Source organism: Enterococcus sp. E4-150 (assembly GCF_035726465.1).
Taxonomy (GTDB): domain Bacteria; phylum Bacillota; class Bacilli; order Lactobacillales; family Enterococcaceae; genus Enterococcus_B; species Enterococcus_B faecium.
In genome coordinates, this window is record NZ_JAPRGK010000012.1 from 79374 (window position 1) to 87956 (window position 8583).

An 8583-nucleotide genomic window follows, 5' to 3' on the forward strand; every position below is an offset into this window, starting at 1 on the left:
TATGTATGATATTTTGACATTTGGCGCATCAATTGATGAATTGAATACTGAAGCAATACAACAAGCCATTGATGCTGCAGCAAGTGACGGAGGCGGGACCGTAGTTGTTCCAGCAGGTGAATTTCTAACAGGAGCTTTATTTTTAAAAAGCAATGTCGAACTTCATTTAAGCGCAGGAGCGGTTCTGAAATTCTCTGACGATCCAAAAGATTATCCTGTTGTTCATTCACGTTGGGAAGGAGTCCATCGAAAAGTTTATGCTTCCTGTATCTATGCTCAAAATGTAGAGAACATCTCTGTCACTGGTTTCGGTACATTAGATGGAAATGGAAAAAAATGGTGGCATACTTTTAGAAATGAACCAGATAATCTCGCTTATCCTCGTCCTAAATTGATGAGTTTCCATAACTGTCATCGAATTACTGTGAAAGATATTAAATTGATCCAGTCACCAAGTTGGACGATCAACCCGATTCTTTGCAGTAATGCAACGTTTGATAACTTGACGATCTTGAACCCAGCGGATTCACCAAATACAGACGGAATTGATCCAGAATCATGCAAAAATGTGCGTATTAGTAATTGCCATATTGACGTGGGAGATGACTGTATTGCAATCAAGGCAGGGACTGAAGATACGTACGAAAGGATCGCTTGCGAAAATATCACGATCACAAATTGCACGATGGTCCATGGACATGGCGGTGTCGTATTAGGAAGTGAAATGAGTGGTAGTATTCGTAATATTACCATTTCAAATTGTATCTTCCAAGAAACTGATCGAGGAATACGATTGAAATCTAGACGAGGTCGAGGCGGGATCGTTGAAGATATTCGAGTATCCAATATAGTCATGGATAATGTGATGTGTCCATTTATACTGAATCTTTATTATTTCTGTGGTCCGCGAGGGAAAGAACCGTATGTATGGGAAAAAAAGGCTTATCCGATAGATGAACGGACACCAGCATTCAGAAGGATCCATTTTTCGAATATCACGGCAAGGAATGTCCATGCTTCTGCAGGTTTTATTTATGGATTAGCGGAACAATTCATACAAGAAATCACATTTGACAATATCGATGTCTCGATGGCCCAAGATGCAGTTCCCGGTGTTCCTGCTATGATGACAGGAATAGAGGAAATGAGCAGACAAGGATTTTATATTGGCTTTGCGGGTAAGGTTTCCTTTAACCAGATGTCGATTGAAAATCACGAGGGACCAGCATTTCTATTAGAAAATACTAAAGAAATCAGTATTGAGAAATTCCAATCAAATCAATCAGAAAATATGGATGAACTGGTTGTTCGTAAAAACTTTGCTTATGCAGTTGAATGATTTTTTAGGTGCTCCATCTAGCAGACATACCCCTAGTGGAAAACGATTATACCGAGAAAAACAAAACGGTTTTATGCTTGAATACTATCAATTGTACTTAAATGAATTGGAAACAGTACCAGCCCTCTATGCTTATCCAGAAAAAGAAGGACCGTTTCCGACGGTCCTTTACCTGCATTCTCACGGCGGAGATTTTTCAGTCGGGAAAAGTGAATTGATCCATGGTGCTCCTTACTTAGCTTCTCCATCTTTTGCAGAAGTACTGACAGGAATGGGATATGCTGTTTGGTCGATTGATGCTTGGGGATTTGAAGAACGCGGAGGTATTTCTGAAAGCGAGTTGTTCAAACAATTTTTATTAACAGGAAAAACGTTATGGGGAATGCGTATTTATGATGTGATCAGCTTGATCGATTATTTGGAGACAAGGGAAGACACAGATACTCAACGGCTCGCAACGATTGGTCTTTCTATGGGAGGCTTATTAAGCTGGTGGGTGACAGCATTGGATTCTCGTGTCAAAGTTTGTATTGATCTAGCGGCACAGGTGGACATCGAAACACTTTTGCTACATCGCCGCCTAGATCATCATGGGTTTTATTACTATGTGCCAAATCTATTGACAGCTTATACAACGTTAGCAATCCAAGAAAAAATCGCTCCGCGCCCTCGTCTTAGCTTAGTTGGAAAAAACGATACGATGTGCTTGGACGAAGGCGTACTGAAGCTGAGAAAAGGGCTGGACAAAAAGTATCAATCAATGGGTAGTCCAGAAAACTTTTCTTCTTTTTCTTTAACAGGCGGTCATATGGAAACACAAGAAATGAGAAATATTTGGAAACAATTCATAAGGGAGCATTTATGAGGATGAAAGACAAACTGATAATTGGAAAGAATGCTATAGATACCCCGACGGATTTTGAAACTATCCAAGAAGGAATCGATTATTTGGCAGGCCTGCCGGATAGCCATCCAAAGGTCTTGATAGTAAAAGAAGGAAGATATGATGAATATATAGAAAGCAGATTATCCAATTTTAAACTTGTGGGAGCAGGAACAGTAGTTATCTCCGGTAATCGTTTTGCAAAACAGGAGTATCTTGACGGTAGCCAGTTAGGGACTTTCCGAAGTGCTACTTTTTTCTTAGAAGGATCGAATGTCGTATTAGAAAATCTTCACATCGAAAATACAGCAGGTCCAGGAGAAAAGGTAGGACAGGCTGTTGCTTTATTCAATTCAGGAGATCGCGTATCTTTAAAAAACTGTCGACTATCTGGTTATCAGGATACCTTATGCACGGGTCCGTTGCCTGATTTGCAAAAAGATGGTACTCCTTTTTGTACACCGGCTTCTGCCAATCCTGAGTATTGTCGTCAGACCTATGAATATTGCTGGATTGAAGGAACGGTGGATTTCATATTTGGTGGGGCAGATGCCGTTTTTCATCAGTGTCATATCCATAGCTTAGCCAGTAAAAATCCTGGATACATCACAGCAGCATCTACGCCGAAAAATCAAAAAACAGGGTATCGTTTTGAAAGCTGTACCTTGACTGCAGAACCTGATACTAGAAACGTCTATTTAGGAAGACCGTGGCGTCCGTATGCAAATGTCTTATTTGAAGCGTGTAAGATAGGTGGGCATGTTCACCCAACTGGTTGGGATAATTGGGATGACAAGAAAAATGAACAGACTGTCAAATTCTCTGAACGTAATAACAATTATGAAACATCGATCAAAAGACCTGAATGGATACATTTAGAAAAGCAGGGGGTTCAGAAATGAAAAGAAAATGGGAACTATTGCTAGGAATGGTCGGTGGCAGTCTATCTTTGATTTTCTTTGGCGGGTTAGCAGTTACTTTAAGTAATATGTCTGCGTCAGAGTTTAAAAAAAGTTATCAGTCGCTTGCTGTAGATCATTCAACTTTGTCTTTAGAAAATACATTTGGATTATTACAGGACATGACTGGTCTGTTTGCCGTTGTGTTGTTTATTTCACTTGCTTTTTTAGCAGTAGCATTGTTTTTGACTGCTAAAGGAAAATACTTAACAACTGCCACTGGTTTGTATTTTATAACAGGATTCATATTGTTGATTGGCACTCAGTTTATTGCGTTTCCTTTTGCATTTTTTTATTTCGCAGCTGGGGCATTCAGTTTATATCGAGTAAGAATGAGAAAAGGAGCCTGAATCATGCAGACTATCAAAGTGAAAAATCCTATTTTAAGAGGATTCAATCCAGATCCTAATATATTAAGAGTGAAAGAGCGGTATTACATTATTGTCTCCTCTTTTGAATGGCTTCCAGGAATCCGAGTATATGAGTCGAAAAATTTAGTCAACTGGTCACATACAACGGATATTTTGACCACTCAAGTATCTTTGCAAGGAAATCCTACAAATGGAAGTATATGGGCACCACAGATCAGTTATGCTGATGGATTGTTTTATCTTGTTTACACAGATGTCAAAAGTGCAGGCCGTCCGTTTAAAGATGTCCACAATTATTTGATCACTGCATCTGAGATCACAGGTCCTTGGTCCGAACCAATTTATTTAAATAGTAACGGCTTTGATCCTTCTTTGTTCCATGATCTTGAAACGGGAAAAAAATGGCTTGTCAATGAACTATGGGATTATCGTCTGGACACACCGAATAAATCCAGCGGTATCGTATTACAAGAATATGATGCAGAGAAGAAGAAGCTTGATGGTCCCATCTATAAAATATTTGCAGGTACAGAATTAGCGAAAACGGAGGCACCACATTTGTATTTTCGTAACGGGTATTATTATTTGATGACGGCAGAAGGCGGTACAGGAAGAGGACATTCAGTTACAGTTTGCCGAGCAAAGAATATTACTGGTCCTTACGAGCTTGATCCTGGTTTTCCTATGCTGACAGCTAGTGACAAACCTGCTTCTACATTGCAATGTACAGGACATGGGAGCTTAGTACAAACCCCGTCAGGAAGATGGTACATGACATATCTTTGTACCAGACCATTAAACGGTGCGGCTATTTTGGGAAGAGAAACCGCTATTCAAGAAGTGTATTGGACGTCCGACGATTGGTTAAGACTTAAAGATAGCCAGACAACTCCGATGGAAGAAATAATGATTGAGACAAATGAAGAGGTACAACAAGAAAAAGATCATCAGTTTATGGATACATTTGAAGGAGAGCTAAAGAAGAACTGGAATGCCAGACGCATTTTGCCAAATGCTGATTGGTGTGATACAAAATGTAGACCAGGTTTTTTACGTCTGATTTCCGGTGAATCTCTTCAATCTACCTTCGAACATCATTTGTTAGCTATTCGGCAAACGGATTTTACTTTTGATGCGGAGACAGCATTTGAATACATGCCTAATAATTTTAATCAGATGGCTGGACTGGTACTGTACTTAAATGAATCCAATTATATTTATTGTTATGTTACTTGGAATGAGGACAAGGGAAAATGCCTACGTATGATAGAATCAGAAAACGGAGTAGCACAAATAGAAGATTGGACGATTCCACTCACAGAAAAGAAGACTTTTTTGAAAGTCACTGTAAAGAAAGAGACAGCACAGTTTCATTTGAAAGACGTATCAACTGAAGAATGGAAGAAAGTAGGTCCGCAAAAAAACATGTGTATACTCTCAGGAGGGTTTACTGGAAATTTTATCGGGATAGCAGTGCATGATCTAAATAAAAAAAGAGGAAGTTATGCTGATTTTGAGTTTTTCAAGTATGATGGAAAAGATCAGCTGTAATTTAATTCTTTAATAAATGAGGTTCACTAACTTATTTTCACTAGTTAGTGAATTTTTTTGTTTGTATATATTGTTATGTAAAAAAAGTTATCAATCTTATGCATCAATGTTTTTAGATTATTTTTTGTTTTTTATCTGTCAAGATAATGCAATAAAAAGCCAACATTGTGAATATAAAAACAAGAAAAAAAGAGTTATAATTTTGAAAACGTTTACTAGAAGAGGTAGGAGGAATTCAAATGCTTTCACAAAATGCTGTTACAGCAAATACAGTAAAAAAAGAAAAAAAGGAATTTGGGATTTCCGATAAGATAGGCTACATGTTCGGTGATCTAGGTAACTGTTTTATTTTAGGTTTAGTCAATAGTTTCTTGATGATTTATTATACGAATGTTCTTGGCGTTTCAGGGGCAATCGTAGGTACGTTATTCTTGATTTCGAGAATTTTGGATGCGTTTGCTGATGTGATGGTTGGAAGATTATGTGATGTCTCAGAGTTAACAGAAGCTGGCCGATTTATTCCTTGGATCAGAAAAATGAAGTATCCATTTTGCTTAGTAACTGTCATTTTGTTTTTGCCATTCGTCCAACATCTTCCAATGACGGTGAAGATTGCTTATATTTTTGTTTCATACATTGTTTATGGGATTTTTCTCTCAACGATCAATATCCCGTATGGAGCAATGGCAGCAGCAATTAGCTCAAATCCTAATGACCGCACCTCGTTGTCCACTTTCCGAAGCATTGGTTCTGCGATTGGCGGATCAACTACAGGATTCTTCATTCCGATTTTAATGTATACCCATAACAAGAGTGGACAACAAGTCGTTTCAGGGAATCATTTCTTTTGGATTTCAATCGGATGTGCTGCAATAGCATTTGTCGCATATATGTTAACTTGTAAATTGACTACTGAAAGAGTAAGAGTTGTCAAAAACGAAAAAGTATCTGCTTCTCAGTTGGTAAAAGGTTTGTTAGCTAATCGAGCACTGATTATTTTAGTCATTGTTGACATTTTCATTGTGATCAATCAGATTTTAGCTGGGACGAATATGACTTATTTATTCAATGATTACTTCCATAATAAACAAGCAATGTCTGTTGCTCTTTTATTTACTTACGGAACAGTAGTAGTTTTAGCACCATTTGCTACAAAGCTGACAAAATTATTTGGTAAAAAGGAAGCAAGCGTATTTGCGTTACTTGCTTCTTCATGTATGTACTTGCTGATGTATTTCCTTCATATAACAAATGCATGGGTATATCTGATTCTTTTATTTATCGCTACTTTAGGATCTGGTTTATTCAATTTGATGGTCTGGGCATTCATTACTGACGTGATTGATTATCATCAATATAAGACAGGCTTAAGAGAAGATGGAACAGTATATGGAGTAAATTCTTTTGCGAGAAAAGTAGGACAAGCATGTGCAGGAGCGGTAGGCGGATTTATGCTGGCACTCATTGGTTACCAATCGTCTACAACAGGTGGAGCCATCCAATCAGTTTTAGTACAAGAAAGGATTTATACGATGGCAAACTTGTTACCAGCATTCTGCTTATTTGTATCCGCAATCATTTTGCTAGTAGGTTACCCACTGAATCGTTCAAAAACTGTATTTATTGGTGAAGAATTGAAAAAAATCAATGAAAGATAGGGAGAAACGTATTGCGGACAAAAAAAGGGATTATCAATGCTTTGAACTTTAAAACAAACGACACTCAACAAGATGATACAATAATACTGCAAAAAGCAATCGATCAAGGTGCGAAAGAACACTTACCTGTATTTATTCCAAAAGGCATTTATTTAGTCGGAGCCCTTTTTTTAAAAGATAAGAGTCATCTTATCTTTGAAGAAGGTGCAGTCCTCAAGGGGAGAACAGATATCGAAGCATTTCCAGAAATCGATACACGAGTAGCCGGCGTAGAAATGAAATGGCCAGCAGCGATTTTGAATGTTCTCTCGGCGAAAGATATTCTTATAGAAGGAAAAGGAATAATCGACGGTCAAGGAGACCATTGGTGGGAGCTGTATTGGGGAAAAGATCAAAAAAGCGGGACAAGAGCTGAATACGATCAAAAGGGACTTCGTTGGATTGCGGATTATGCTATTAAACGTCCACGCGCTTGTTTACTGTATCATGCAGAACATGTTGTTGTTCGTGATTTGATTTTTCAGAAATCAGGTTTTTGGAACTTGCAAATCACTTATTCTAACGATGTATTAGTAGAAAAAGTAATCATCCGCAACAATGATGGACCAAGTACAGATGGGATTGATATTGATTCTTCAACAAATGTGCGTATCTATGAATGTGATTTGGCCTGTGGTGATGATTGTATTGCTATTAAGTCTGGCAGAGATGGCAATGGTGCAAGAGTCAATCGAAAATCATCAAGAATCGAGGTTGCTAGATGTAAAATCCGTTCAGGATACGGTGTAACTATTGGTAGCGAAGTTAGTGCTGGAGTTAGTGACGTATATATTCACGATATCGATTTTTTTCAGTCAGACTGTGGTATTCGAATGAAATCTTCAAAAGAAAGAGGGGGAGTGATCGAAAATATCAGGGTAGAAAATCTGAATATGATTGATGTACAATTTCCTTTTTCTTGGATAATGGACTGGCATAATGAATACAATAGAAAAAATAGCAATGACCTTGCTCAAATGCCAGAAAGTTGGCAAGCAGTGGCTGAAGAAATACCTGAATCAAAGCAAATGACGAAAGTCAAAGACATACACATCAAAAACGTACAGGCATGCCTTTCTCCAGGTTACTCACTTCCTTCCCGAGCTTTTGATTTAGTAGCATTTCCTGAAAAGCCTATAGAAGATGTCTGCTTTTCTCATTGCCAAATAACTGCAAAAGAATTCGGGCGAATCGAAGCAGTACAAAACTTATGTTTCAAAAGCTGTGATTTATCTATAGAAACTGGCAATACAGCTGCAAACAATACTTTTGACAATCGTTGAAATTATAATAAGGTCAAGCTTAAATAATATTTTAGCTTGACCTTTATTTTTTTTAATGATATATTAAACAACGTTGTCGCGCTTCATTGAAACATTTTATGTAAATTCCAAAAAAGAGTTGACACATGTTTTTAGACGTGATAAGATAACTAAGTCGTTAAAAAAGAACCACTTGCGAAGCTTGATTCTATCGAAAAAAACTTCAAAAAAGTTCTTGACAAATAACAAATGATAAGTTATGATAAATGAGTTGCTGAAAGATTTCGAAAAACGAAATCAAAAAAAACTTTTAAAAAAGAGTTGACAATCGCTTGTCTCTCTGATATGATATAAAAGTTGCTACGGCAGCCAAAAATGAATCGGGAAATACTCTCGATGAAGTAGACCTTTGAAAACTGAACAAAGTAAGACAAACCAAATGTGTAGGGCGTCTTGATTCAATTCAAGACAACAAACATTTTTAACAAGCAAGCAATATGCTAGCAAACAAATTGAGCTTA

The 8583-nt window shown here is 37.6% G+C and carries 7 protein-coding genes; all 7 read left to right on the forward strand.

The features are described 5' to 3' along the window. Position 1: 1 nt before the first annotated feature. Positions 2–1339: a glycoside hydrolase family 28 protein gene (locus OZ002_RS10545; protein ID WP_002286021.1), complete on the forward strand. Its 1338-nt coding sequence runs from the start codon at positions 2–4 to the stop codon at positions 1337–1339. Continuing rightward, positions 1326–2204: a dienelactone hydrolase family protein gene (locus OZ002_RS10550; protein WP_002294494.1), complete on the forward strand. Its 879-nt coding sequence runs from the start codon at positions 1326–1328 to the stop codon at positions 2202–2204. The genes OZ002_RS10545 and OZ002_RS10550 overlap by 14 nt, the downstream gene beginning before the upstream one ends. Then, entirely contained in the window at positions 2201–3124 is a 924-nt protein-coding gene (locus tag OZ002_RS10555; protein WP_002286024.1) for a pectinesterase family protein, read from the forward strand. Before OZ002_RS10550 ends, OZ002_RS10555 begins: the two co-directional genes overlap by 4 nt. Next, the gene (locus OZ002_RS10560; RefSeq protein ID WP_002286025.1) at positions 3121–3531 is read left to right on the forward strand and encodes a DUF4064 domain-containing protein; all 411 of its coding nucleotides are present in this window, start codon (positions 3121–3123) and stop codon (positions 3529–3531) included. The genes OZ002_RS10555 and OZ002_RS10560 overlap by 4 nt, the downstream gene beginning before the upstream one ends. Positions 3532–3534: 3 nt before the next feature. Then, on the forward strand, positions 3535–5103 hold the full coding sequence (locus OZ002_RS10565) for a glycoside hydrolase family 43 protein (protein WP_156249348.1): 1569 nt from the start codon (positions 3535–3537) through the stop codon (positions 5101–5103). Between the two features lie 239 nt (positions 5104–5342). Next, positions 5343–6761 (forward strand): MFS transporter, encoded by a 1419-nt coding sequence (locus tag OZ002_RS10570; protein WP_002297765.1) that lies wholly within the window; start codon positions 5343–5345, stop codon positions 6759–6761. An 11-nt stretch (positions 6762–6772) separates the two neighbouring features. Next, positions 6773–8083, forward strand: a complete 1311-nt coding sequence (locus OZ002_RS10575) for a glycoside hydrolase family 28 protein (RefSeq protein ID WP_002297766.1) — start codon at positions 6773–6775, stop codon at positions 8081–8083. Positions 8084–8583: the final 500 nt, after the last annotated feature.